This window comes from Nonomuraea sp. NPDC050153, from assembly GCF_044460125.1.
Taxonomy (GTDB): Bacteria; Actinomycetota; Actinomycetes; order Streptosporangiales; family Streptosporangiaceae; genus Nonomuraea.
The window spans coordinates 339,208-363,873 of sequence record NZ_JBITJQ010000007.1 but is presented as its reverse complement, the minus strand read 5'-3'; the positions used below and the strand labels follow the sequence as shown (position 1 = coordinate 363,873).

Genomic DNA, 24,666 nt, shown 5'->3' with positions numbered 1-24,666 from the left:
CCGGACCAGGACCCCTCATGGCGCAGAGTGGGCGCCGGGGCCGGCGGTCCGCGGCAGCCTCCCGCGGGCCTTCTTCGGCGGCGAGCGCATGGCGATGCTGGCCCGGCGCCGGGACGCCGTTCCTGCGCGTTGAAAGTTTCACGCGCCGACCTGCGCGTCATCCAGTACGCCTGCGGCGGCGGCGCCAACCAGCAGTGGACGCTGCAGGACGCCGGCGGCTACCTGCGGCTGGTGGCCAGGCACTCGGGCAAGTGCGCCGACCTGCCGAGCTCGTCGCAGGCCGACGACGTGCAGTTCAAGCAGTATCCCTGCAACGGCGGCCAGAACCGGCAGTTCACCCGCACCCAGCAGTGAGCCCGCGCCGTTCAGCAGCGGCAGCGCACGAAAGCCCCAAGCCACAGAAGAGCACGTCAAGCGCCGGTCAATACCCCGACCCCGCCTCTTTCGGCACAAATCGTGACGTTAGAGTGACGTATTGTGAACGAATCGAAGCGTGTGGAAATCACCTGGCCCAGCCTCGGTATCACCGTGAAGGCCGAACTCGACCAGCGCAACCGCGCCCTGGCCCAGTGCCTGTGGGACGCCCTGCCGTACCGCAGCCTGCAGGGCCACGCCCTGGTCGCCGGATATCACCTCTACCACGTCGCACCGGTCCATTCGCTGCTGCACACACCAGCGGAATACCGCGTGGACCGGCGCACCGTGCCCGACGGCACCCTGTTCTGCTCGCGCCTGCAGCACCTCGGCATCAAGTACGGCGAGCTCACCGAGCCCATGACCGCCACCCCGATCGGCCAGGTCATCCCGGAAGACCTCGACGCCCTGATCCAGGCCGGACGCGACGTCTGGCACTCCGTCTACACCACCAAGCGACCCGTCATCGCCGAAGTACGCCGCGAGGGCGAGCCCAGCGGCCACCAGCTGCCGCGGCTGCCCATCGGCGACCCGCAGCTCAACGAGCTCGTCAAGGACGTGCACGCCGAGACCGAGCGCATCTGGCTCGAACCGCCGCGCGAGCTGCTCGACCTGCACGCGGGCCGCATCCCGTCCGGCGCCGGCAGCTACGAGACGGTCCTGACCACGCTGCTGTTCGTCAACGGCGAGACCCGGCCGCTCGGCTACAGCTGCTACGGCGGCCTCGTCCGCGCCGCCCTCGACGGCATGCCGATGCCGTGGCTGCGCCAGATGACCCGCCAGCTCGCGCACACGCCCGCCGAGTTCCTCGGCTACTGCGGCCTCGACACCCTGTGGGGCTTCACCCAGCGGCTGCTGGACGGGCTCGACCGCCTCGACGACCACGAGGACTTCGTCTCGGTCATGGCCCACATGGCCCTCTACTGCAACTGCCTCGGCGGCTGGAACCTGCACCTGTTCCCATGGGAGGCGGGCGAGCACCTGCGCCGCGAGGAGACGCCCGCATGAGCAGTCCGCGGGTAGTGGTCGTCGGCGGCGGCGTGATCGGCCTGTCGATCGCGTACCACCTGGCCGAGGCCGGCGTCGACACCACGCTGTTGGAGCGGGACACGCTCGGCTCCGGCGCCTCGCGCGCCACCGCCGACGTGGTCCGCTCCTACTTCGCCGGCAACCCGGTCAGCTCGGCGCTGGCCGTGCGCAGCCTCGCGGCCTACCACGCCTTCCCGACCAGGCCCGGAATCGACCTGCCGCTGCGGCAGGTCGGTTACCTGGTGCTGTTCACCGAGGCCGACCAGGTGAGCGCGTTCGAGGCCGACCTGCCCGCCCAGCACGCCGCCGGCGTCGAGGTGAACCTGATCAGCGCGGCGGAGGCCAGGGAGCGCAACCCGCTCATCGGGGACATCCCGCTGCGCGCCGCCGCGTACTCGCCGCAGGCCTACATCTCCGACACCACGGCCATCGTCACCGCCTACGCGCGGGCGGCCGAGCAGGCGGGCGCGACACTGCGCACCGGCTGCCCGGTCACCGCCATCGACACGCGGGCCGGACGCGTGCGGACCATGGGCGGCGAGATCGACGCCGACGCCATCGTGTGCGCGGCCGGCGCCTGGTCGGCCTCGCTCGTCCGCGAGGCGGGCGTGGACCTGCCGCTCACCGAGCCCATCGAGCAGGAACTGCTCACCACCGACCCGCTCCCGCCGGACACGCCCGACATCCCGGTCACCCTGCACGCCGCCAGCGGCCTGCTCGTACGGCTGCGCGGCGACCGGCTGCTCATCGGCATGGGCTACCCGGGACCCGACCGGCAGGCCTGGCGGCGCCAGGTCGCCGAACGCCTCGCCGCCACGTACCCGAGCCTGGCCGGGGTCGCGCTGCACACCGCCGTCACCGGCCTGCGCGACGCCAGCCCCGACAAGACCGCCTTCATCGGCCACCACCCGGGCCCGCCGGCCTTCCTGTACGCGACCGGCTTCTCCGGGCACGGCCTGTGCAACGCGCCCGCCGCCGGAGAGCTGGTCCGCGACCTGTACCTCGACCAGGACCCCGGCTTCGACGTGACCGCGCTGGCCCTGAGCCCGCGACGCGCCGGATGACCCAACGACAGATGGACGGGGAGACCCATGAGCCAAGACAGCCGCCTCGACCAGGACACTCTCGAAGCTCGGGAAGAGGAAGCCGCAGAAGGCCACGCCCCGGACAGCGGCCCAGGATGCCCGCATGCCCGGTTCGTCCTCGACCCGGCCACCCCGAGCCTGCACGCCGACAACGACCGGCTGCGCGAGGCCGGCCCGCTCGTGCCCGTCACGGCCGAGGGCGTGCCCGCCTGGGCCGCCACCCGTTACGCCACGCTGCTGACGGTCCTGACCCATCCGAACCTGTCCAGGGACATCCGCCACTGGGCCACCCGCGACACCTGCCCGGCGGGCACCGCCATCGACCGCATCGTCACCGACACCTCGATGCTCAACGCCGAAGGCGAGGACCACCGGCGGCTGCGCACCCCCGTGGCCGGCGCGTTCACCGCGCGCCGCCTCCAGCAGCTGCGCCCCAAGATCGAGGCGCTCACCCAGAGGCTCGTCGACGCGCTCGCCGACCTGCCGCCCGACCAGCCGGTGGACCTGCGCAAGGAGTTCGCCTACCCGCTGCCGCGCGAGGTCATCTCCGAGCTGATCGGCATCCCGGCCGAGCACCAGGACGCGCTGCACGAGCTCTCCGACGCCGTGGCCCAGGTCTCCGACACCCTCGACGACTCGCCCGAGGTACGCCGGGCCCTGCACGAGCTGCTCGACCGGATCATCGAGGAGCGCCGGGAGACGCCCGGCGAGGACCTCATCACCGACCTGTTCAGGCTGCGCGAGAAGGACGGCGACCGGCTGTCGGCCGACGAGCTGTTCGCCACCATCGAGCTGCTGTTCATCGCCGGGCACGTGACCACCGTCAACCTCATCACCAACGCCATCGGCGCCCTGCTCAACCGGCCGGACCAGCTCGAACTCCTGCGCACCGGCCGATGCGACTACGGCTCGGCGGTCGAGGAGACGCTGCGCTGGGACTCGCCGATCGCCTACTTCCCCATGCGGTACGCCGTACAGGACATCGAGATCGACGGCGTGCACCTGCGGGCCGGCGAGCCCGTACTGGCCTGCTTCGCCGCCACGGGACGCGACCCCGGCCAGTACGGCGAGAACGCCCACCGCTTCGACATCGCCAACCCGCCGAGCGCCCACCTGGCCTTCGGGCACGGGCCGCACTTCTGCCTCGGCGCGCCGCTGGCCAGGATCGAGGCCGAGATCGCGCTGAAGGCGCTGTTCGAGGCGTTCCCGCAGATCGCGCCGGCCGCGCGGCCCGAGGACCTGGCCCCGCTGGACACGCTGCTGGGCAACAGCACCCGCAGCATGCCCGTCCTGCTCGGCCCGCGGGCCCGCTGAAGCGCCCCGGGCGGGCGGGCCTGCCCGCCCGGGGTCAGCGGACGCTCCCAGCGCACACGCTCAGCGCACACTCTCTGGGCGCCGGTCGTAGTGGCGCAGGAACATCTCCTCCAGCGTCGGCGGCCGGCTCACCAGGCTGCGCACGCCCGCCTGAGCGAGCCGGCGCATCACCGGGTCCAGCGCCGTGCCGTCCACGCTGAAGCGCACCCGCCCGTCACCGGCCCGCAGGTCGTGCACCCCGGGCAGCTCGGCCAGCCCGTCCGGCGGCCCCGCCAGCTCGGCCTCGATCGACGTGCGGGTCAGGTGCCGCAGCTCCGCCAGCGTGCCCGTCTCGACCGTGCGGCCGTCCCGGATGATCGTCAGCCGGTCGCACAGCACCTCGACCTCGGCCAGGATGTGGCTCGACAGCAGCACCGTACGCCGCTCCCGCTCCTCCCTTATGCACTCCCGGAACACCGCCTCCATCAGCGGGTCCAGGCCGGAGGTGGGCTCGTCGAGGATCAGCAGCTCCCCTTCGGAGGCCAGCGCGGCGATCAGCGCCACCTTCTGCCGGTTGCCCTTCGAGTACGTACGCGCCTTCTTGCGCGGATCCAGGTCGAACCGCTCCAGCAGGTCCGCCTTGCGCCGCTCGTCCAGCCCGCCGCGCAACCGCCCCAGCAGGTCGATCACCTCGCCGCCCGACAGATACGGCCACAGCGTCACGTCACCCGGCACGTACGCCAGCCGCCCGTGCAGCTCGGTCGCCTCCGACCACGGGTCACCGCCCAGCAGCCGGGCCGTGCCCCCGTCGGCCCGCACCATGCCCAGCAGGATCCGGATCGTCGTGCTCTTCCCCGCCCCGTTGGGCCCCAGGAACCCGTGCACCTCACCCGCACGCACGGTGAGATCGAGGCCGTCCAGCGCCTTGACCGTCCCGTACGATTTCACCAGCCCCTGCACCGCGATGGCGTCGTCAGTCATGGTGCCACTCCTCCACATTCACGCGGTCGCGCCCCGATCGAGGGCCTTCCTGGTCTCCGCGGCCTCTTCCAGGCTGAGCAGCGGGTGAGAGTAGATGTCCACGATCACCCGCATCAGCTTGACCTGCCCCTCCGGGCTGGTCAGATCCACACCCATGCCGCGCTCGACGTGCTGACGGAGCACCGTGGCCGACAGCGCCATCGCCGCGATCATCGCCGAGCGGGACCGGGCGTCCACGTCGGGCGGATCGGGGCGGCTCTTGTCCGCCTCGGCGATCCACCCCTCGCCGAGGTCGACCATCTCGTCGAACAGCGGCGCCGCCCACCCCTCCGTCAGCGCCCGCGCCAGATAGGGCTGGTAAGGACCCATGACGGCGGCCGGGTTGAGCCCGGTGCCGTACGGGTCGTCCGCGGCCTGCTCGCTCAGCCTGCGGATCGTCTTCATCAGGTGCTCGTCGCACGCCTCGCGCAGCGCCTGCTTCGAACCGAAGTGATGGCGCACCAGGCCCAGGGACACGCCGGCCGTCTCCGCGATGCCGCGAATCGTCGCCCGCTCGAAGCCGTGCTCGCCGATGTGCTGCATCGCCGCGTCCCTGATCCGCGCGCGTGCCGTGAGATCCTCCGGATCCGGTGCGGTCGTCATCCCGTTCCCTTGTACAGCCGACTGTTCATCTGAAAAGCAGACTATACCCACGTATAGCCGCCCGCAACGCGACCCCCGGCTACGCGCATCGGCCCTTCTCGTTCTACGCTCCATGCACGACGATCGGAGACAACGCCGTGCCACAGCCCGACCCGGCGCCCATGCGCCTGGCCACCGCCATCCGCCCCTACGACTGGGGCTCGGTGACGGCCCTGCCGCAGCTCTTCGGCACCGAACCCACCGGCCGGCCGCAGGCCGAGCTCTGGATGGGCGCCCACCCCGGCGACCCCTCCACCGTCGGCGGCACCCCGCTCAACGAGCTCATCGCCGACGACCCCGCGGGCACCCTCGGCGAGCCCGCCGCCGCCCGTTTCGGCCCCGCCCTCCCCTACCTGCTCAAGGTCCTGGCCATCGAACGGCCGCTCTCCCTCCAGGTCCACCCCACCACCGAGCAGGCCCAGGCCGGATACGCCGACGAGGACGCCCGCGGCATCCCCCTCGACGACCCCACCCGCACCTACAAGGACACCTCGCACAAACCCGAGATGGTCTGCGCGATCACTCCCTTCCACGGCCTGTGCGGCTTCCGCGACCCCGCCGCCACCGCCGGCCTCCTCGACCGCCTCGCCCTGCCGGACCTGCGCCCCTGGACCGACCTGCTCAGGGCGGGCGACCTGCGGACGGTCTTCGCCCAGATGCTCGACGACGCCCACGAGCCGCTGCGCGCCCAGGTCGAGCAGGCCCTTCGCGAGTCGGACGACCCCGATCTGACCGTCTACGGCGACCTCGCCCGCGCCTGCCCCGGCGACCCCGGCGTCACCGCCGCCCTCCTGCTCCACCACGTCAACCTGGCCCCCGGCCAGGCCCTCTACCTCGGCGCCGGCATCCCCCACGCCTACCTCGGCGGCATCGGCGTCGAGATCATGGCCAACTCCGACAACGTGCTGCGCTGCGGGCTCACCACCAAGCACATCGACGTGCCCGAGCTCATGCGCGTCGTCGACTTCACGCCGGCCGGCCCGCACCTGGTCCGGCCGGAGCAGGACGTACCCGGCGAGCACCACTACCGGCCGCCGGTCCCCGAGTTCGCCCTCACCCGCTACGACCTGGAGACCCCGCACACGCTGCCCGCGGGCCTCCCCCAGATCGTCGTCTGCGTCGACGGGGAGGCCCGCCTGGCCGACCTGACGCTACGGCCGGGCGAGTCGGCGTTCATCCCCGCAGCCGCCCCGTCGACGCCGCTTGCCGGCAAGGGCACGGCGTACCGCGCCACACCGGGCGCCTTTACAAAGTAGATCCGCCACGACGCTTCGATCCGGGCTTGAACGTCCCGTTCCTAGGCTCGCCCACATGAACACCGCGGCCGCCGCCACCCATGTGACCATCGAGCCGAGCATCCTGTACTTCGGGACGCCGGTCGTCCTGCTGTCCACGGAGAACCCGGACGGGACGTTCAACCTGGCCCCGATGTCCTCCGCCTGGGCCCTGGGCCAGGTGATCGTGCTCGGGCTGGGCGCCGAGGGGCAGACCGCCCGCAACCTCATGAGCCGCCCGGAGGTGGTCATCAGCCTGCCCGCCCCCCACCAGTGGGAGGCGGTCGAACGGCTGGCGCCCCTCACCGGACGGCACCCGGTGCCGGCGGGCAAGCAGGCGCGCTGCCGCTACGAGCCCGGCAAGTTCACCGCGGCCGGCCTGCGGCCCGAGCCCTCCGAGACCGTACGGCCGCCGCGCGTGGCCGAGTGCCCCCTCCAGTTCGAGGCGCGGGCGGAGCGGGTGGGCCACGACGTCTCGGGGTCGTTCGTCATCGCGGAGGCCGTCGTGAGCAGGGTGCACGCCGACCCGCGCATCGTCGTGCCCGGCACCCAGCACGTGGACCCGGCCGCGTGGAGCCCGCTCGTCTACAACTTCCGCCACTACTTCGGCCTCGGCCCCGAGCTCGGCCACTCCCACCGCAGCGAGACGCCCCGCTAGGGACCAGGTCAGCCGGGCAGCCGCCGCACCTTGAGCACGTTGTCCCTGCCGGTCCCGGACCGGGGGACCGGACCGTGCTGGGCTCGCTCGTACTCCTCGCAGAGCAGCACCTCCCACTGCCCGTCGGGCAGTTCGAGCGCCGCCAGAACCTCCTGCGGCGTGGCGAAGTGCACGTCGGGGTGCGGGTCGTGCGCTTCGGACGGCCATCCCGCGTGCCCGACGACCAGCAGCACCCCGCCGGGGGCGACGGCCGACGCGGCGGCGCGCAGGATCTCCTCGCGCGGCATGTCCGCGAACGAGTGCAGGAAGCAGGCCGACACGAGGTCGAAGACGCCTTCGGGGAAGGACACGCCCAGGTCGTGCCGCTGCCAGTCGACGCGGTCGGCGACCCCCGCCGCGGCGGCGTGCCCGGCGGCGCGTTCGAGCGCCACGCCGGAGACGTCTGCCGCGGTGACCCGCCATCCCCTGCCGGCGAGCCAGATCGCGTCGCCCCCCTCACCGGACCCCAGGTCCAGCGCGGTGCCGGGCGCCAGGTCCGACGCCTCGCGGACCAGCATCTCGTTGGGGTTCCCGCTCCAGATCTGCGCGCTCGCGGCGTAGCGGGCGTCCCAGTATTCCTCGGAGGTCGCGTGGGCGTCCATGGCGGCGACGGCGCGGCGGGTCTCCTCCGCGACCAGGTCGGCGTTGATGGCCGCCGCCGCCCGCACGCCCGCCGCCGCGGCGCCGATGACCTGCTCGTTCAGGGTGGTGACGTTGCCGGCCACCCACACCCCGGGCACGCTCGTGGCGCCGGCCGGGTCGGCGGGCACGCGGGTGCCGATCACGTGCCCGGACATCTCCATCTCCTCCGTCTCCAGCCCCAGCGCGGCCAGCAGGCCCGCCTGGGCGGTGAGCAGTCCGGCGGTCGCGACAGCCTGGCAGCCGACCACGCGCCCGTCGGCGAGCCGCACCCCGGACAGCCTGCCGTCCGTCACCTCCAGGCCCGCCACCTTGCCCTCGACCACGCTGACGCCCCTGGCCGCGAGCTGCCGCCGCTCGTCGTGGCCGAGCTCGGGCGCGGTGTGCGGGAAGAGCGTCACCTCGGCGCTCCACTGCCGCCACAACAGCGCCTGGTGAACGGAGAGCGGCCCCGTGCCCAGGATCCCGATCTTCTGGTCGCGCACCTCCCAGCCGTGGCAGTACGGGCAGTGCAGCACGTCCTTGCCCCACCGCTCGGCCAGGCCCGGCACGTCCGGCAGCTCGTCGGTCAGGCCGGTGGTGACCAGCAGCCGGTCCGCCTCGACCGACCGCCCGTCCGCCAGCACGACGCGGAAGCCCCCGCCGTCGAGCCGCTCGGCGGTGGTGACGGTGCCCGTCACGATCTCCCCGCCGTACCCGATCACCTCCTCGCGGCCGGCGGCCAGCAACTCCAGCGGCGAGACGCCCTCGCGCCCCAGGTAGGTGTGCACGCCCTCGGCGGGAGCGTTGCGCGGCCGCCCGGCGTCGACCACCAGCACGCTGCGCCGCGCCCGGCCCAGCGTGAGCGCCCCGCTCAGCCCGGCGGCCCCGCCCCCGACCACGACCACGTCGTATCTCGCGTCCATCACGCCTCTCCTTCCGGTGATTCCGACGTCCGACACTGTCCGCGCCCCGCCGCCGATTTGACAATTCCCGTTGCCGAAATGGCAAAGTAGGTCGCATGGACCTAGACGACGTGCTCCAGTCCGTGGGGCCGCGGCTGCGGGCGCTGCGCCAGGAGCGCGGCTCGACGCTGGCGCAGCTGTCCACGAGCACCGGCATCTCCGTCAGCACCCTGTCCCGCCTGGAGTCCGGCGGGCGCCGGCCGACCCTGGAGCTGCTCCTGCTGCTGGCGCGGGCGCACCAGGTCCAGCTCGACGAGCTGATCGACGCGCCGGTGACCGGTGACCCGCGCGTGCACATGCGCCCCATGAAACGCCACGGCGCGACGTTCATCCCGCTGAGCCGCCGGCCCGGCGGGGTGCAGGCGTACAAGCAGATCCTCCCGCCGCGCTGGCCGGGCTACGAGCCGGGCCGGGAGGACCAGAAGGTCCACGAGGGCTACGAGTGGCTGTACGTGCTGTCGGGGCGGCTGCGGCTGCTCCTCGGGGAGCACGAGGTGATCCTGACGCAGGGGGAGGCGGCGGAGTTCGACACGCGGACGCCGCACGCCTTCTCCAACCCCGGCCAGGAGCCGGCCGAGGTCCTCGCCCTGTTCGGCCCCCAGGGGGAGCGCATGCACGTCCGGGCCCGACCCGCCGCCCGGTGAGGTGATCTGGTGCATGATGAAGCACGTGACCGAGTCGGTGATGCGGTGGGTGCGGCGGCACCGGCCTGACGGCAACCCGCTGCGGCGGCGCTCCGACCGTCTGGAGAGCGCCGCGCTGCTCGTGACGGTGCTCCTCGTCCTGCTCAGCGTCTGGCCCGCCGCGGCGGCGGGGAGCCAGGCCTACGACCACGCGCTGCGGGTGGCCGACGACGGGCGCCGGGAGGTCGTGGCGACGTTGCTGGCGAGCGCGCCGGTCACGAGCCTGTCGTTCGGGGAGGTCTCCCGGAGCGAGCCGGCCCCGGCGCGCTGGACGACGCCTTCCGGGCTGGAGATCTCCGGCTCGGTGATGGCGCCGCCCCTGGCCAAGGCGGGCACGCGGATCCGGATCTGGATCGACCCCGCGGGCCGGCGGGTCGCCGCGCCTCCGACCCCGGTCGACCTCCGGGTCACGGCGGTGGCGACCGCGCTGCTGCTGGTGCTGGCGGCGACGGTGGTCGCGGCGACGGGGTTCGCGGGCGTCCGCCGGCTGCTCGACCGGGGGCGTTACCGCGAGTGGGAGGCGGCCTGGTCGCTGGCCGACGCGCGGTGGCGGCGCCGGCGCCGGTCGTAGGCGGAGCGCCGGCGCCGGCGCCGGTCGTAGGCGGAGCGCCGGCGCCGGCGCCGGTCGTAGGCGGAGCGGCGGCGCCGGTCGTAGGCGGGCGAAATTCTCCGCGCCGCCCTGTCGATTCCGGTCTGCCCCGGTGGTCGGTGCTGTAGAAGGACCGTGACAGCGAGCGGAGGAACATGATGGCGCAGTACGCGGTGCTGCTGTACGAGCAGGTCCCCCCGGAGGACCTGCCCGAGGAGGTCCAGCGGGGGCACCTGGCGCTGCCCGCCGAGGTGGCCGCGCGGGGCGGGCGGATCGTCGCCGGGATGGGGCTGGAGCCGCCGGAGACGGCCACCTCGCTCCGCGGCGACCTGGTGACCGACGGGCCCTTCATCGAGACGAAGGAGGTGCTGGCCGGGGTCTTCGTGCTGGAGGCGCGGGACCTCGACCACGCGCTGGAGCTGGCCCGGCTCACCCCGATCGTGCACGGCGGGGTCGAGGTCAGGCCGCTGGTCGGCTTCGAGATCGTGGAGGAGGACTGAGCGCCGCTCCCGACCGGGGCGCCACGGTCGAGGAGGCCGTCGCCGAGGCGCACCGCCGCGAGTGGGCGCTCGTGCTCACCGCGACGGTGCGCGTCACGCGCGACCTGGACGCGGCCGAGGAGGCGGTGCAGGACGCCTACGTCCAGGCGCTGCGCACCTGGCCGCGCGACGGCGTGCCCAGGCGGCCCGGCGCGTGGCTGACCACGGCCGCCCGGCGCAACGCGCTCAACGTGCTGCGGCGCGCCAGGACGCTGGACCGGAAGCTGCCCCTGCTGCTGGAGCCGGAGGACGCCCCGATGCCCGAGCCCGGCGCCGTTCCCGACGACCGGCTGCGGCTGATCTTCACCTGCTGCCATCCGGCGCTGGCCCCCGAGGCCCGCGTCGCCCTCACGCTGCGGCTGGTGTGCGGGGTGGCGACGGCGGACATCGCGCGGGCGTTCCTGGTGGCCGAGGCGACGATGGCCGCCCGGCTCACCCGGGCCAAGAAGAAGATCGCCGCCGCGCGGATCCCGTACCGGGTGCCGCACGGGGCGGAGCTGGCCGATCGCGTGCACGCGGTGCTGACCGTCGTCCACCTGCTCTACAGCACCGGTCACACCGCGCACTCCGGGCGGGAGCTCGTCCGCGACGACCTCACGGACCGGGCGCTCGACCTCGCGCGCCTGCTCCACCTGCTGCTGCCCGCCGAGCGGGAGGCCGCCGGGCTGCTCGCGCTGCTGCTGGTGCACCAGGCCCGGCGCGCCACCCGTACCGACGGGCGCGGGCGCCTGCTCCGGCTGGCGGAGCAGGACCGCTCGGCCTGGGACCGCGAGCTGATCGCCGAGGCGGACCGGCTCCTGGTGGCGTCGCTGACGTCGGGGCCGCCCGGGCGGTTCACGCTCCAGGCGGCCATCGCGGCCGTGCACGCCCAGGCGGCCACGTACGAGGAGACGGACTGGCCGCAGATCCTCGTCCTGTACGGGGAGCTGCTCCGCGTCTGGCCCTCGCCCGTGGTCGCGCTCAACCGGGCGGTCGCCCTGGCCATGGTGGACGGCCCCGCGGCGGCGCTGGCGGAGGTCGAGTCGCTCGAACGCGACGGCCGCCTGGCCGGTTACCGCTACCTGCCCGCCACCAAGGCCGACCTGCTGCACCGGCTGGGGCGGGACGCGGAGGCGGCGGAGGCGTACCGGGCGGCGCTGGCGCTGAGCGACAACGCGGCCGAGCAGGAGTTCCTCGCCGAACGGCTCGCCCACCTGCGCCAGGAGCCCTGACCCGGATTCGTCCTATACCGAAATCGCATGCGTCGTCAGGGCCCGAGTCAAGGCCCCTCCCTGGTCAAGGCCGGTATTCGCGCGAATCGCGGTGATCTCCGAGCGTCTAAGGTGAAGGGGATGGGATGCGTCACCCGGATGAACCCGGTTGGTGGACGGGGTGCGGGCGCGGGGCGCCCCGTCCGGCCCGACGGTGCTGGAGCCGCCGCGGCCGGTGCGGGCGCCCCGCAGACGCCCTCAGGCGTCCGGGGTCCGGTCCGCGTCGGTGCGGGCGCCCCGCTGACGCGCTCAGGCCTCCGGGGTCCGGCCCGCGTCGGTGCCGAAGCCGTCGAGCGTCTGGCGCTCCTCCAGGTCGCGCAGCTCCTGGAAGACCGTGATGTGCAGGCCCGCGGGCGTGTCCAGCCGGGCGTTCAGCGACTCCCAGGGGGTGACCGTGGGCGGCGCCACCTCCGTCGCGCCCGCCGCCACCAGCCGCTCGGTGGTGCCCCGCGCGTCGTCCACCTCGAACGCCACCCGGAGCTTGGGCGCCACCTGGCGGCCCACCTCGACGTCGTCGATCATCTTCTTCTGCGCCGGGTTCGCGATCTCCAGGGTGGCCCGCCCGGCGTCCAGGATCGCCACCCGCGCGCCGTCGTCGCCGGAGAAGGCGGCCTGCTCGGGCAGGCCCAGCACATCGCGGTAGAAGGCCAGCGCGGCCTCGTAGTCCTCGGCCTCCACCACCAGCCGGAGCTGCCGTACGGGGTGGTCGTCGGTGGGTGCGCTCATGCGGTCTCCTCAGCGGGATCGTGGACGTTCATTCCCTGGTGCAACCCGCCCGCCCCACCCGATCATCCCCGGCCGTAGCGGTCCTCGGCCCGCCAGAAGTACCAGAATCCGAAGATCAGCGCGAACACCGCCCAGAACACGCACGACAGCCACACCGTCCGCGGCGGGACGTGGCTGCCGATCAGGATGTCGCGCATCCACTCGATGTAGGAGGCCGCCGGGTTCAGGTACATCACCGTGGCCACCCACTCCGGCAGGCGCGCGCTGTTGACGACCTTGTCGTGGATGGCGAAGAACACCCCGGACGCGTACAGCCACGTGCGCATGATGAACGGCAGCAACTGGCTGAGGTCCCGCAGCGTGGACCCCAGCCGGGCCAGCACCAGCCCCGCCCCGATGTTGAACGACGTCTGCAGCGCCAGCACGACCGGCACCATCAGCCAGAACCACGTGGGGAACTCCCCCGTCAGCGTCACGATCAGCAGCAGCACCCCCATGGAGATGGTGAGCTGCTGCAGCTCCTGGATCGTGTACGCCAGCGGCAGCGACGCCCGGGGGAAGTGCAGGGCGCGGATCAGCGACAGGTTCCCCGAGATCGACTTGGCGCCCGCGGTGACGGTCCGCTGCGTGTACGTGAACACGAACATCCCGGTCAGCAGGAACGCCGGGTAGTTGTCGATGTTCTTGCTGCCGCCGAGGATGAGGCCGAACATCACGTAGTAGATGGCCGCGTTCAGCAGCGGGGTGAGGACCTGCCACATCTGGCCCAGGGCCGAGCCCGAGTATTTGGAGACGTTGCGCGAGGTCGCGTATGTCAGGATGAAGTGCCGCCGCTCCCACAGCTGGCGCGTGTAGACGGACAGTCCCGGGCGCGCGATGGCGGGGCGCAGCCCGTGCTTCCTGGCGAGTTCGGCCAGTGACCCGCTCTCCGGCGGGGCGTTCTCCAGTTGGCTCATGAGCACCTCGCTGCGTTGCGGTCTCCGGGCCCCGGTCCTGGCGGCGCGCGTACACGCCTCTTCCAGATGCCGAGGCTAACGGATCAACCGGTGACATCGCAGCTAGCGGGGGGTATGCGTTTCCGTGCGGCGTCGCCGGGACGGCGTCCTTATGGGGCGATGCCGGGACGCAACATCTCATCCGGCGCCGCCCGCGAATCGCGGGCGGCGGGCAGGCGCGGGCGGGCGGTGGCGGGCGGTGGCGGGCGGTGGCGGGCGGTGGCGGAGGGTCAGGACGGGGGGACGTTCACGCCCGTCACCGCGAAGCGCTCGACGGTCGCCACATGGCCGCCGGTCGACACCACGACGGTCAGCGTCCGTCCCGGGGGCGTCTTGAAGGCGACCCGGGCCGACCACGACGCGTCGGTCCCCCCGGCGCCGACGCAGCACGACTCCCCCACCGGGGTTCGCGAGCCCGGCCGGCGGACCTGGACCCTGATGCTCTCGTCCACGCCCGTGATCCGGCCGCCCACGGCCAGCGGGGACCGCACGACGGCGCCGTAGGGGGGTCTGGTCAGCGAGAACGCGGTGTCGTCCGTGCCCACCACCTCCCACGGCGCGTCCTCGCCCGTGCCGTACCTGACCAGGTGCACGACGGCCGCCACCAGCAGTCGCGGGCCCTCCTCCGCGTTGTAGGCGACGTGCACCCGCGCGTGGTCGCCGGTCCGGACGGACTTGGCGACCTGGTCGATCTCGGTGAAGCCGAGGTAGTCGCGGCTGAAGGCCACCGCGGTGCGGCGGGCGTCGAGGTGCCACGCCTGGCGGCCGTCCCTGCGGTACGCCTCCCGCCACGCCATCGCCTCACCCGGCGTCGAGAACGGCCACAGCGGCTGGTAACGACCTGCGACCAGGCCCCCGCGAGGGGCCGGCGTGGCGGTGCCGGGTGGTGTGCCCGGTGATGTGCCCGGTGATGTCCTCGTGGGCCCGGCCTCCGGGGTGGTGTCCTCGGGCGAGGCCGTCACGGTGACCGAGCTCCGCGGGGCTCCGACGGCTCCGCAACCCACCGCCGCCACCGCGAGCACGACCAGCACCGGAAGGGTACGCCCGGTGAAGCGCTTCATGCGGGACCTCCTGACAATGACGATCGTGCCCGCCGGCCAGGGAAGTATCCCAGCCGACCGCCTCTGATCAGCAGCGAAACGCCGCCGTTGGTCTGCCGGTGCTACATGCCGTGGATGCGGCGGCCCGCGATCTGCTGCGGGACGACGCGGATGTAGAGGCGGCGTTCGCCGCCCGCCCAGGGCGTGACCCCCGAGTCGGCCACCTCCTCCATCTCCTCCGCCGTCACGTGGTGGGCGGGCCCCTGCACCAGGACGCTCCACCCTTCGCGGTTGGCCTCGTCGATCTTGTCGACCTCGAAGGCGATCTTGATGTCCACCCCTTCCAGCCCCGAGCGGAGATCCTCGTCCATCGGGCCGCCGGACGCGGTGCGGAAGACGATCACGCCGTGGTGCAGCTTGTAGTTGACGGGCAGCACGGTGGGCCCGCGCCTGCCGCTGAACGCCACCCGCCCGATCCCGCCCGGTGAGATCAGCCGCAGGCACTCCTCCTGGTCCAGCACCTCCAGCGTCGGGTTGGCCATGGCGGGGCCGCGCCCGGGCGGGCGGTCCACGTCACCGCCCAGCAGCTCGTGCACCGTGGTCTGGAGCGCGTCCGCCAGGCGGTAAAGAGCGCCAGTGTCCGGCATATCGGGATTTTCCTCTAGATATTTCAGGTAGCCGGCTGACATGGCCGCGCGCTCGGCGACCTGTTCGCGGGTCAGGCCGAGACGTTCGCGGCGATGGATGAGGCGGCGTCCGAGATCTCCGGTGCCAGTCATGATCGCTTCTCCTCGCGTATAGGTACGGCGCGCGGTGCCGTTCACACGTGCCTCGTGGTGGTCGGCGTCGATGAAGATCCGGCGCCCGTGGTAGCGGATCGGCATGGACAGCACGCCGAGCCGGCCGGGCAGCAGCGGGTCCAGCCGCAACCCGTCCGGCCGCAGCTCCAGGCCCAGGTAGCAGCGTTGCAGGAGGTCCAGGGTGCCGCCCATGGCGCCCAGGTGGATGCCCTCCGCGGTGGTGCCGCCCTGCACGTCCTTGATGTCGCTGTAGAGGGCCTCGGTGAAGAACCTCCAGGACCGCGCCCGGTTGGAACGTGCCAGCACCCAGGCGTGCACGACCGCGCTGAGCGTCGAGCCGTGGCTGGTGCGGTCGAGGTAGTAGGAGACGGTACGGGGAATCAGCCCGCGTTCGACCGGGTAGCCGAGCCGTTCCAGGATGGCGGTCAGCTCGTCGCCGGTCAGGAGGTAGCAGAGCATGAGGGTGTCGGCCTGCTTGGAGGCCTTGTAGCGGTTGACGTCGTCGCCGTCGGCCTCCAGCGCCCGGTCCAGGCGCCGCACGCCGCGGTAGCGCTCCCAGTCGAGCTCCGGCAGGTCCCCGTACCCGGTGAACTGGCTGATCACGCCGTCGTGGAAGTCCACCCGCAGGCGGCGGCTGATGTCGTCCCAGCGGGCCAGCTCCACGTCCGAGGGTGCGAGCTCGGGCGTCAGGGAGGCGGTGTCGCGGGCGCGCATGAGCAGCCAGGCGGTCATGACGTTCGTGTAGGCGTTGTTGACCAGCCCCGGCACGTCCGCGCCCGGGTAGCCGTCGTGGTACTCGTCGGGCCCCATGACGCCGCGGATCTCGTACCGGCCGCCGTGCGGCACCGCCAGCGAGGCGAAGAACCTGGCGATGTCCAGCAGCAGCTCCGCGCACCACGCCGGCATGGCGCCGGTGGCCAGGTAGTGCTGCCACACGTTGTAGGCGATGGCCAGGCCGACGTGCCGCTGCAGGCGGGAGCGGTCGGGCAGCCAGCGCCCGGACAGCGGGTTGAGGTGCAGGGCCGGGGTCTCCTCGCGGCCGTCGCTGCCGCTCTGCCACGGGAACATCGCGCCCTTGTGCCCGGCCGCCCTGGCCGCGGCCCTGGCCTCCGGCAGCCGCCGCCAGCGGTAGCGCAGCAGGCCGAGCGAGACCTCGGGGAAGCGCAGGCTCAGCCACGGCTGCACGAACAGCTCGTCCCAGAACACGTGGCCCCGGTACGCCTCCCCGTGCAGGCCGCGGGCGGGCACGCCGACGTCGAGGTCGGCGGTGTGCGGGGAGAGCGTCTGGAGCAGGTGGAAGATGTGCACGTGGACGGCCTGCGCCAGCCGGTGGCCGCCCAGGTCGAGCCCGGCCCGCCGCCACAGCCGCTCCCACGCGGCCTCGTGGGCGGCCAGCAGGCCGTCGAACGGGGGCGCGCGGCGCACGTGCCCGAGCGCCGCCGAGCGCGGGTCGTGCGTGGCGGGGTCGCGCGAGGTCGTCACCGCCACGATCTTGGTGAGCGTGGCGGGCCGGCCCTGCGCGAGATCGAGCACGTGGTCGGAGAAGACATGGCCCGCCCGGGGCCGCGGCCGCGCCCCCGGCGACCGGTCGGGGGCGGGCGCGAGGGCCAGAGTGGAGGCCGACGTGCGGGCCGACGCGCGGGCAGGCGCGGACGCCGACGTGCGGGCGGGCGTGGGAGCCGGTGCGGGGGCCGGTGCGGGGGCGCTGACGTCCACCCGGGCGGCCAGGGCCACGGTGACGTGCGAGCCGCGGGTGCGCGCCGCCAGCCAGGCCACCTCGCCCTCGGAGCCGGTGGCGTGCCCGGTGAGGTGGTCGCCGCGCAGGTCGTGGTAGCGGGCCACCCCCCGGTTCGCCACCCGGCCGTCCAGGGTGGCGCGCACGCTCATCGGCCCCGACCAGTTCTCGGCGGTGAAGGTGGTCTCCAGGGCGGCCAGGCACGGCTGGGCCATCGACACGAGGCGGCGCTGCCGTACCCGCGTGACCCGGCCCTCGCCGTCGCGCCAGCGCAGGTCGCGCACCAGCACGCCGTGCCGCAGGTCCAGCTCGTGCCGGTAGGACAGCAGCGCCGCCCGCTCGGGCCGGAACCACGCGCACCCCGGGGTGGCGAACGTCAGCGGCAGCCAGTCGGGCAGGTTGACCATGTCCTCGTTGGTCACGGTGTGCCCGGCGACGATGGATTCGAGGCGGTCGTAGCAGCCCGCCACGTACGTGCCCGGCGTGCGCGGCTCGCCGTCCGGGGTGGCGCCGCGGGTGGCGAACCTGCCGTTGCCGAGCGTGCACAGCGCCTCCCGCGTCCCCTCCCCGCTGGGGTCGAAGCCGTCGTACACGAGCGTCCAGTCGTTCATGGCCGTCCCACCGGCACGCGGCCGGAGACCTCGGCGTCGGCCAGATCGGCGACCACGACGTCCGCCCCGGCGGCCCGCATCGCCTCGGCGGCGCTGCCCGCGACGGCCCGCGGCCCGTCCCCTGGCTCCCGCAGCCCGCTCCTGTCCACCCCGACGACCAGGCCGAACCCGCCCTTCCTGGCGGCCTCGACGCCCGGCAGGGCGTCCTCCACGATCGCCACCACGGCCGGGGCCAGCTCCAGGCGGCGCGCGGCCTCCAGGAACAGCGCGGGATCCGGTTTGCCGCTCAGCCCCAGCTCGGCGGCGTCGTCGCCGCCGACCAGCACGTCGAACAGGTGCAGCAGCCCCGCCGACGACACCACCGCCCGGCAGTGCCTGCTGGCCGACACGACGCCGGTGCGGCAGCCGCGGTGCCGCAGCTCGTGCAGGAGCGCGACGGTGGAGGGGAAGGCGGCCACGCCGTGGTGCGCGATCGCCTCCACGAACAGCGCGTCCTTGGCCAGCCCCAGCCCGTGCACGGTCTCCGCGCCCGGCTCGTCCTGCGGGCCGCCCTCGGGGATCGAGATGCCGCGCGCGGCCAGGAACGTGCGCACCCCGTCCAGCCGGGACCGCCCGTCCACGTAGGCGAGGTAGTCCGCGCGCACGTCGAACGGCGCGGACCGGCCGCGCAGGAACGCGTCGAACACGTGCTTCCACGCGGCGGCGTGCACCCGCGCCGTGTCGGTGACCACGCCGTCGGTGTCGAAGACGACCGCCCGGATCCTGGTCAGGTCGAAGGTGGCCATATCCAGCACGCTACCCACCCACGTGGCGGCCAGCCCTGCCGCCTGACCAGGCACGATACGGCTCGGCGCGGTGGCGCGCCCCCGGCGTCCTCACGGGCACCCCGTCGCGGCGAAGGCGAGGAACTGGGTCACCTCGCGCTGGTCGAAGTTGTCGTCCGAGCCGATCACCAGCGTGCACGTCCCGTCGGCCAGGCGCGGCCCCCAGGCCAGGCTCTCGAGGTTCTGCGTCGGCGGCCGGAAGGCGCCGAGGTCCTGGACCAGCCGCTTGGTCACCGGCCGGTACGGCATGCCCTGCGCCAGGTCGTCCCTGGCCAGCACGTTCGTGGCGCCGCGCAGGTCGATCTCGTACAGCTTGACCCGGTAGTTCACGCCCTGGATCCAGGAGCGTTCGAGCGCGAGATAGCGGTTGTCGTCGATGGCCAGGATCTCCGAGACGCCACTGTCGGACTCCCCGCCGGGCGGGATCGGCGCGGTGGGCAGCGGGTCGAGCGGGTAGGCGTACTGGGCGCGCGCGGTGCCCTGGCGGTTCCACACGGTCAGGCGCGCGGGCGCGCCGCGCTCGACCGAGGGCACCGGCCCGTCCTCGTAGCGCGGCCCCTCGGTGACGCCGACGATCGCGTTTTCCGTGACCGCCAGCCCTTCGAAGCCGAAATTGCGCCGAGGCCCGCTCTCGGTCTCCGTCAGCCGCAAATTCGGCGGCACCCGCAATTCTCCGATATGACGCCCCAGAACGTCGGTCGTGCGCACCCCCGCGGCGGAAATCGGAATGGCCGGATTGCGGCCGTCCGGCCGGTCCCCCTCGTCTCCCCAGACCAGCCGCCCGCTCCACCGGTCGAATCTGATCGACTCGGGGTCGGCCGCGCCCGGCTGGCCGTAGGCCGGGTAGGGCGTGCCGTCGGCCCTGGTCAGGGTCTTGACCCCGGTCACCCGCGCGCCGACGAACTCCCCCGTCTCGCTGTCGAACTCCAGCCGCCCGGTGTAGAAGCGGGCGGGGTTGTAGCGCCAGCGGTCGTCGGAGATGAAGTACCAGGTGCCGGTGGCCGGATCGCGGTCGATCCCCGACAGCCCGCCCACCGTGGTGTCCTGGAACTTCAGCAGGTGCGACAGCCGCTGCTCCCCGAGGAAGCGCGTGATCCGCACGGGGTCGCGCCGCGCCGCCGACGCGGGAGGGGCGGCGCCCACCGCCAGCGTGAATGCGACGGCGATTTGCATGATTCTCCGCGAACGAGCCATCTGACCCCCGTAATTCAAAGCCGAACCGACGGAGAAAATGAAAGCGCGGATCAGTGGCGAAGTCCACGGACAAATAACAGCACGCCGCCCATCAAAAGGGGCAAATCATTCCAGGAGTTTCAGTCGCTCCGGAGGGAGGCGGCCACGCCGTCGAGGATGAGCCGCAGCCCGTGCGCGAACGCCTCCTCGCTCGTGGGGGCCCCGCCCTCGCGCACGCCCGCGACCGTCAGGGGGAAGTCGGCGTACGCGGACAGCTCCCGGGTCTCGCCCCGCTCCCGGCGCTCGCGCTGCGCCTGCTCGTTGAGCACGAAGCCGAGGGTGTAGTGGCTGATCGACCCGATGGCGTGCAGGCCCTGGCCGGGCGTGAACCCCAGCGCGACCAGGGTCTTCAGCTCCTCCTCGAACGCCCGCGCCACGCTCGCGCCCGGGTCGCTCCCGGTGACCAGCCGTGCCCCGTCACGATGGCTGAGCAGCGTGCGCCGATATCGGTGGGCCCGCCGGGCCAGCCACTCCCGCCAGGACTCGCCCGCGCCGGGGCCGCCCATCTCGGGGTCGAGCAGCTCGCGCGCCATCTCGTTCAGCAGCTCCTGCTTGTTGCGGAAGTGCCAGTAGAGCGCCGGGTTCTGCACGCCGAGGCGGGCGGCGAGGCGGCGTACCGACAGCCCGTCCAGGCCCACCTCGTCGAGCAGCTCCAGCGCGGCGCGCACGACCGTGTCCCGCGCCAGTCCCTTCTGTGCCATCGCGGGACACCTTAACATCGCTAAGGGCGGGTCCCGATCACCGCGGTGGCGTCCAGCTCGTCCGAGCTCGCCACCCGGGCGGCCAGTCCCGCGCGGGCGACGGCCTCGGCGGTGGCGCCGGCCTGCCGCTCGCTGGTCTCGACCAGGAGGTGGCCGCCGGGGGCGAGCCACCGCGGCGCGCCGGCGATCACCCGCCGCACGACGTCGAGCCCGTCGCCGCCCCCGTCGAGCGCCATGAGCGGCTCGTGCAGCCGGGCCTCGGGCGGCAGCAGCACGATGGAGCCCGAGGGCACGTACGGAGGGCTCGCGATCACGATGTCCACCCGGCCCAGCAGCGAGGCGGGCAGCGGGTCGTACAGGTCCCCCTGGTAGACCCGGCTCCTGAGCGTGCCGCCGGGGCGGAGGGGCGCGGCGGCGAGATTCCGGCGGGCACAGCGCACGGCGGCGGGATCGAGGTCGACGGCGTGCAGTTCGGCCCCCTCCAGCCCCGTAGCCAGCCCCGTAGCCAGCCCCGTAGACAGCGCCGCAGCCAGCGCCGCCCCGGCCGCGCCGCTGCCGCAGCACAGGTCGAGGATGACCGGCGGCCCGGGGAGCCGGCGGGCCAGCGCGGCGGCCTGGCCGATGAGGAACTCGGTGCGCGGCCTGGGCACGAACACCCCCGGCTCCACGACCACCCGCAGGCCGCAGAACTCGGCCCAGCCGAGGACGTGCTGGAGGGGTTCGCCGAGGACGCGGCGCTCGACCATCGCGGCGAGCTCGGCGGGGGTGCGGGCGGTGGAGACGAGCAGCTCGACCTCGTCCTCGGCGAACACGCAGCCGGCGGCGCGCAGCCTGGCGACGATGGCGGAGGTGGAGGCAGTTGAGGGGACAGATGACGAAAAAACCGACATGAGAGCCTTTCGGGATGCCGATGGGCGCTCCCGCGGTCACCTAATCCTGATCGTGGGGAGGGAGCACCCGGCCTGCCACAGCGCTGATGGGTCTCACCTCCTGAGGACGATCTCTCCGAGAGAGTATCAGAGCTTTCCCCGCGCCCGGAGGGGGCTACCCGTCGATGCGCGGGACGTCCGGGATGTCGCCGTGCAGGCGGAGGCCGGCGCCGGGGCTGGTGTCGATGGTGAGCGTGCCGCCGATCGCGCCGAGGCGGTCGTACATGTTGGTGATGCCGTACCCGCTGCGGACCAGGTCGGGGCGGCTCCCGCGCCCGGTGTCGCGGAAGTCGAAGGAGAGCCCGTCGCCGCCGCTCAGCGCAATCGTGATGCCGGCCCCCTCCCCCGCGTGCTTGTTGGCGTTCTGCAGGGCTTCCAGCAGGCAGAAGTAGACGTTGGTCTCGATCTCGGGCGGGTAGCGCCCCAGCCCGGAGGCGCGGACGGTGGCGGGCAGCGGGCTGTGCCGCGCAGCGGCGCGCAGGGCCGTCTCCAGCCCGTGCTCGGCCAGTTGCCGCGGGTAGATCCCGTGCGCCAGGTCGCGCAGCTCGGACTCCGCCTCCCGCAGGTCGCCGCAGAGCTGCGCCAGCAGCGGCCCCACCTGCTCGGGGTCGGTGGCCAGCAGCCGCTGCGCCACCCGCGACTGGACCGCCGCCGCCACCAGCCGCTGCTGGGCGCCGTCGTGCAGGTCGCGCTCGATCTGGCGGCGCTCCCGGTCGGCCGCCGCCACCAGCCGCGCCCGCGACTCCTGCAGCGCCTCGGCCCTGGCGACCAGCATCACGTGGTTCTGCCAGGCCAGGAACGAGGCCCTGGTCAGGCCGAGCACGACCAGGACGATGACCAGGACGTCCACCGCCGGGCCGCCGAGGCCGACGCCGGGCGAGAAGCGCGCCGCGAGCGTGACGGCCGCGGCGGTGCCGATGGTGCAGGCCATGACCGCCTTGAAGCGCCGCCGGGGCAGGTACGCGACCGACAGCAGCACGGGCGACACCGTCATGAGCGTGGCGTACGGAAGGGCGGCCGGGAGCATCGCGGTCAGCGCGAGCGCGTAGCACCAGGTGACGGCCGCGGAGATGCCGATGGCGCGTTCGAGGCGGCCGCGCCTGACGACGCGCAGGGTCCCCACGATGATCAGCGCCACGGCGAGGCAGCCGCCCGCCAGGACCAGCAGCCAGGCGGCGCGCGAGCCGGCGAAGTCCGCGACCGCGCCCGTCCCGGCGATCAGCGCGACCCCCAGGATCGCCCACAGGCCGGTGGTGATGTACCGGTGCGGATGCGGATCGGTACGGCGCTGGAGGCCGACGTACAGCCGGGCGATCACGTCCCAGACGCGCTGCAGGAAGGTGCGCATGGCGGCGCCGGGCTCGCGCACCGGACGCCGGACCCCGGCGCTCTCCAGCGCGGCGCGGGGCAGGTGGCCGTGCAGGTGCAGCCCGCCGCCCGGCGGGGTGTCGATGGTGAGGGTGCCGCCGATGGCGCCGAGGCGGTCGTTCATGGTCGTCACGTCCTCGCCCGCGTGGAGCAGGTCGGACGTGGAGCCGGGGCCGGTGTCGTGGAAGTCGAAGGACAGGCCGTTGCGGTCGAGCAGGGAGATGGTGACCCTGGCCCGGTCGCCCGCGTGCTTGATCGCGTTCTGCAGGGCCTCCAGCAGGCAGAAGTAGATGTTGATCTCGATTTCGGGCGGGTAGCGGCCCAGCCCGGAGGCGCGGACGGTGGTCGGGAGCGGGCTGTGCTGCGCGGCGGCGCGCAGGGCCGTCTCCAGCCCGTACTGGGCGAGTTGGGGCGGGTAGATCCCGTGCGCCAGGTTCCGCAGCTCGGCGCTGGCCTCCTGAAGGGCGTCGGAGAGCCGCCCCAGCAGCGGTCCCACCTGGCCGGGGTCGGTGGCCAGCAGCCGCCGCGCGACCCGCGACTGCGCGGCCGCGGCGTCCAGGCGGCATTGGGCGCCGTCGCGCAGGCTGCGCTCGATCTGGCAGCGCTCGCGGTCGGCCGTGGCCACCAGCCGGGCGCGCGACTCCTGCAGCGCCTCGGCCCTGGCGACCAGCATGACGTGGTTCTGCCAGGCCGCCAGCGACACCAGGATGGTGATGAACGGGACGAACACGATGGCCAGCGCGTGCGTGACCGCCGGGGGCGCCGCCTGTTCGAGGCCGACCCCGCCGAGCAGGCTGCCGGCCGCCACCAGGGCCGTCCCGGCCAGCATGGTCGCGCCGAGCATCGCCGACAGCCGCGCGTGGTTCATGTGCTGCACGGCCACCAGCACCGGCAGCAGCACGGCCAGCGTCAGGGTGGCCAGCGCGAAGGGCACCATCGCCGTGACGGCGACCGCCACGACCCAGTTGGAGACCGCGAAGACGACGACCGCGGCGAAGCGCCGGTAGCGGTGGATGAGGTGGATGGCGCGCAGCAGGAACGCGGCCATGACGAGGAGCAGCGCGACGATGGCGATCAGCCAGTCGTTCCGCACGACCCCGGCGCGCAGCGCGACGAGCCAGCCGGTGGCCACGGCGACGCCGGCGAGGTCCGCCAGGATGTAGGTGCGCAGCCGCTCCCACTCGGGCGCGCCCATTTCGATGGTCTCCGTCCCCCACAGGCCCGCTAAGACGCCGCGGGCCCCCCGTCGCTCCACAGTGCCTCCAATTCGTCGGGGCCGAAGCGGTCCTTGTGCCGGTAGTGGGCACCGATCCCCCTCGCCTCCCGGGGCAGCTCCTCGGTGTCGTCCACCGACAGCAGGACGATCACCGTCTCGGGATGGGAGCACCTGATCCGCCGCGCGGCCTCCAGCCCTCCGATGCCCGGCATGTTCACGTCCATCAGCACCATGGCGACCGCCCGCTCCTCGATGAGGCCCAGCGCCTCCTCGCCGCTGGCCGCCTCCCCCGCCAGTTCGAAGCCGTCGGCCACGGCGATCACAGCGGCCACGGCCCGGCGGAACGACGGCAGGTCGTCCACCACCAGAACGCTCACGCGGTGCTGCTCC

The 24,666-nt window shown here is 73.4% G+C and carries 23 protein-coding genes; 10 read left to right on the top strand and 13 right to left on the bottom strand.

Annotation, left to right across the window (positions count from 1 at the left end):
• Positions 1-129: 129 nt before the first annotated feature.
• The 4 genes from ACIBQ1_RS20940 to ACIBQ1_RS20925 all read left to right on the top strand — a co-directional run bounded on the left by ACIBQ1_RS20940 (position 130) and on the right by ACIBQ1_RS20925 (position 3,842).
• Positions 130-354: an RICIN domain-containing protein gene (locus tag ACIBQ1_RS20940; protein ID WP_397279661.1), complete on the top strand. Its 225-nt coding sequence runs from the start codon at positions 130-132 to the stop codon at positions 352-354.
• Between the two features lie 123 nt (positions 355-477).
• Positions 478-1,422: a hypothetical protein gene (locus ACIBQ1_RS20935; RefSeq protein WP_397279660.1), complete on the top strand. Its 945-nt coding sequence runs from the start codon at positions 478-480 to the stop codon at positions 1,420-1,422.
• A complete protein-coding gene (locus tag ACIBQ1_RS20930) occupies positions 1,419-2,507 on the top strand; it encodes an NAD(P)/FAD-dependent oxidoreductase (protein ID WP_397279659.1) in 1,089 nt (362 codons plus the stop codon). Before ACIBQ1_RS20935 ends, ACIBQ1_RS20930 begins: the two co-directional genes overlap by 4 nt.
• A gap of 27 nt (positions 2,508-2,534) precedes the next feature.
• Positions 2,535-3,842, top strand: coding sequence for a cytochrome P450 (locus ACIBQ1_RS20925; RefSeq protein ID WP_397279657.1), 1,308 nt, complete (start codon positions 2,535-2,537; stop codon positions 3,840-3,842).
• Positions 3,843-3,902: 60 nt separating this feature from the next.
• Here the strand turns inward: ACIBQ1_RS20925 and ACIBQ1_RS20920 are convergent, their stop codons facing one another.
• Positions 3,903-4,802 carry an ATP-binding cassette domain-containing protein gene (locus ACIBQ1_RS20920; RefSeq protein ID WP_397279655.1) on the bottom strand — a complete coding sequence of 300 codons (900 nt, stop codon included), beginning with the start codon at positions 4,800-4,802 and terminating at the stop codon, positions 3,903-3,905.
• Between the two features lie 18 nt (positions 4,803-4,820).
• Positions 4,821-5,444 (bottom strand): TetR/AcrR family transcriptional regulator, encoded by a 624-nt coding sequence (locus ACIBQ1_RS20915; RefSeq protein WP_397279653.1) that lies wholly within the window; start codon positions 5,442-5,444, stop codon positions 4,821-4,823.
• Positions 5,445-5,581: 137 nt separating this feature from the next.
• On the opposite strand from ACIBQ1_RS20915, the gene manA reads away from it, so the two are divergent.
• Together manA and ACIBQ1_RS20905 are read left to right on the top strand one after the other, a co-directional pair.
• Positions 5,582-6,739: a mannose-6-phosphate isomerase, class I gene (gene manA / locus ACIBQ1_RS20910; protein WP_397279651.1), complete on the top strand. Its 1,158-nt coding sequence runs from the start codon at positions 5,582-5,584 to the stop codon at positions 6,737-6,739.
• A 55-nt stretch (positions 6,740-6,794) separates the two neighbouring features.
• Positions 6,795-7,415 carry a flavin reductase family protein gene (locus ACIBQ1_RS20905; RefSeq protein WP_397279649.1) on the top strand — a complete coding sequence of 207 codons (621 nt, stop codon included), beginning with the start codon at positions 6,795-6,797 and terminating at the stop codon, positions 7,413-7,415.
• Between the two features lie 8 nt (positions 7,416-7,423).
• Here the strand turns inward: ACIBQ1_RS20905 and ACIBQ1_RS20900 are convergent, their stop codons facing one another.
• Positions 7,424-8,998 (bottom strand): FAD-dependent oxidoreductase, encoded by a 1,575-nt coding sequence (locus ACIBQ1_RS20900; protein ID WP_397279647.1) that lies wholly within the window; start codon positions 8,996-8,998, stop codon positions 7,424-7,426.
• A gap of 95 nt (positions 8,999-9,093) precedes the next feature.
• Here ACIBQ1_RS20900 and ACIBQ1_RS20895 point away from each other — a divergent pair, with 95 nt between their 5' ends.
• From ACIBQ1_RS20895 to ACIBQ1_RS20880, 4 genes are all read left to right on the top strand, one after another.
• Entirely contained in the window at positions 9,094-9,681 is a 588-nt protein-coding gene (locus ACIBQ1_RS20895) for a helix-turn-helix domain-containing protein (RefSeq protein ID WP_397279646.1), read from the top strand.
• 13 nt (positions 9,682-9,694) lie between these two features.
• Positions 9,695-10,291, top strand: a complete 597-nt coding sequence (locus ACIBQ1_RS20890; protein WP_397279644.1) for a hypothetical protein — start codon at positions 9,695-9,697, stop codon at positions 10,289-10,291.
• A 173-nt stretch (positions 10,292-10,464) separates the two neighbouring features.
• Entirely contained in the window at positions 10,465-10,809 is a 345-nt protein-coding gene (locus tag ACIBQ1_RS20885; protein ID WP_397279642.1) for a YciI family protein, read from the top strand.
• A gap of 71 nt (positions 10,810-10,880) precedes the next feature.
• Complete coding sequence (locus tag ACIBQ1_RS20880) at positions 10,881-12,059, top strand: RNA polymerase sigma factor (protein WP_397279640.1); 1,179 nt, start codon at positions 10,881-10,883, stop codon at positions 12,057-12,059.
• A gap of 288 nt (positions 12,060-12,347) precedes the next feature.
• Here the strand turns inward: ACIBQ1_RS20880 and ACIBQ1_RS20875 are convergent, their stop codons facing one another.
• The 10 genes from ACIBQ1_RS20875 to ACIBQ1_RS20830 all read right to left on the bottom strand — a co-directional run bounded on the left by ACIBQ1_RS20875 (position 12,348) and on the right by ACIBQ1_RS20830 (position 24,653).
• Entirely contained in the window at positions 12,348-12,824 is a 477-nt protein-coding gene (locus ACIBQ1_RS20875) for a VOC family protein (RefSeq protein WP_397279639.1), read from the bottom strand.
• Positions 12,825-12,886: 62 nt separating this feature from the next.
• The gene (locus ACIBQ1_RS20870) at positions 12,887-13,780 is read right to left on the bottom strand and encodes an ABC transporter permease (RefSeq protein WP_397279637.1); all 894 of its coding nucleotides are present in this window, start codon (positions 13,778-13,780) and stop codon (positions 12,887-12,889) included.
• A 269-nt stretch (positions 13,781-14,049) separates the two neighbouring features.
• Positions 14,050-14,880, bottom strand: coding sequence for a hypothetical protein (locus ACIBQ1_RS20865; protein WP_397279635.1), 831 nt, complete (start codon positions 14,878-14,880; stop codon positions 14,050-14,052).
• Positions 14,881-14,981: 101 nt separating this feature from the next.
• Positions 14,982-18,005 carry a pyridoxamine 5'-phosphate oxidase family protein gene (locus ACIBQ1_RS20860; RefSeq protein WP_397279633.1) on the bottom strand — a complete coding sequence of 1,008 codons (3,024 nt, stop codon included), beginning with the start codon at positions 18,003-18,005 and terminating at the stop codon, positions 14,982-14,984.
• Entirely contained in the window at positions 18,002-18,790 is a 789-nt protein-coding gene (locus ACIBQ1_RS20855; RefSeq protein WP_397279631.1) for an HAD-IA family hydrolase, read from the bottom strand. Before ACIBQ1_RS20855 ends, ACIBQ1_RS20860 begins: the two co-directional genes overlap by 4 nt.
• Before the next feature lie 90 nt (positions 18,791-18,880).
• Entirely contained in the window at positions 18,881-20,002 is a 1,122-nt protein-coding gene (locus tag ACIBQ1_RS20850; RefSeq protein ID WP_397279629.1) for an esterase-like activity of phytase family protein, read from the bottom strand.
• A gap of 140 nt (positions 20,003-20,142) precedes the next feature.
• A complete protein-coding gene (locus ACIBQ1_RS20845) occupies positions 20,143-20,763 on the bottom strand; it encodes a TetR/AcrR family transcriptional regulator C-terminal domain-containing protein (protein ID WP_397279627.1) in 621 nt (206 codons plus the stop codon).
• Between the two features lie 20 nt (positions 20,764-20,783).
• Entirely contained in the window at positions 20,784-21,653 is an 870-nt protein-coding gene (locus tag ACIBQ1_RS20840; RefSeq protein WP_397279626.1) for a putative protein N(5)-glutamine methyltransferase, read from the bottom strand.
• 154 nt (positions 21,654-21,807) lie between these two features.
• Positions 21,808-24,315: a sensor histidine kinase gene (locus ACIBQ1_RS20835; RefSeq protein WP_397279624.1), complete on the bottom strand. Its 2,508-nt coding sequence runs from the start codon at positions 24,313-24,315 to the stop codon at positions 21,808-21,810.
• Positions 24,285-24,653, bottom strand: a complete 369-nt coding sequence (locus ACIBQ1_RS20830) for a response regulator transcription factor (RefSeq protein WP_397279622.1) — start codon at positions 24,651-24,653, stop codon at positions 24,285-24,287. The genes ACIBQ1_RS20835 and ACIBQ1_RS20830 overlap by 31 nt, the downstream gene beginning before the upstream one ends.
• Between the last annotated feature and the right edge of the window lie 13 nt (positions 24,654-24,666).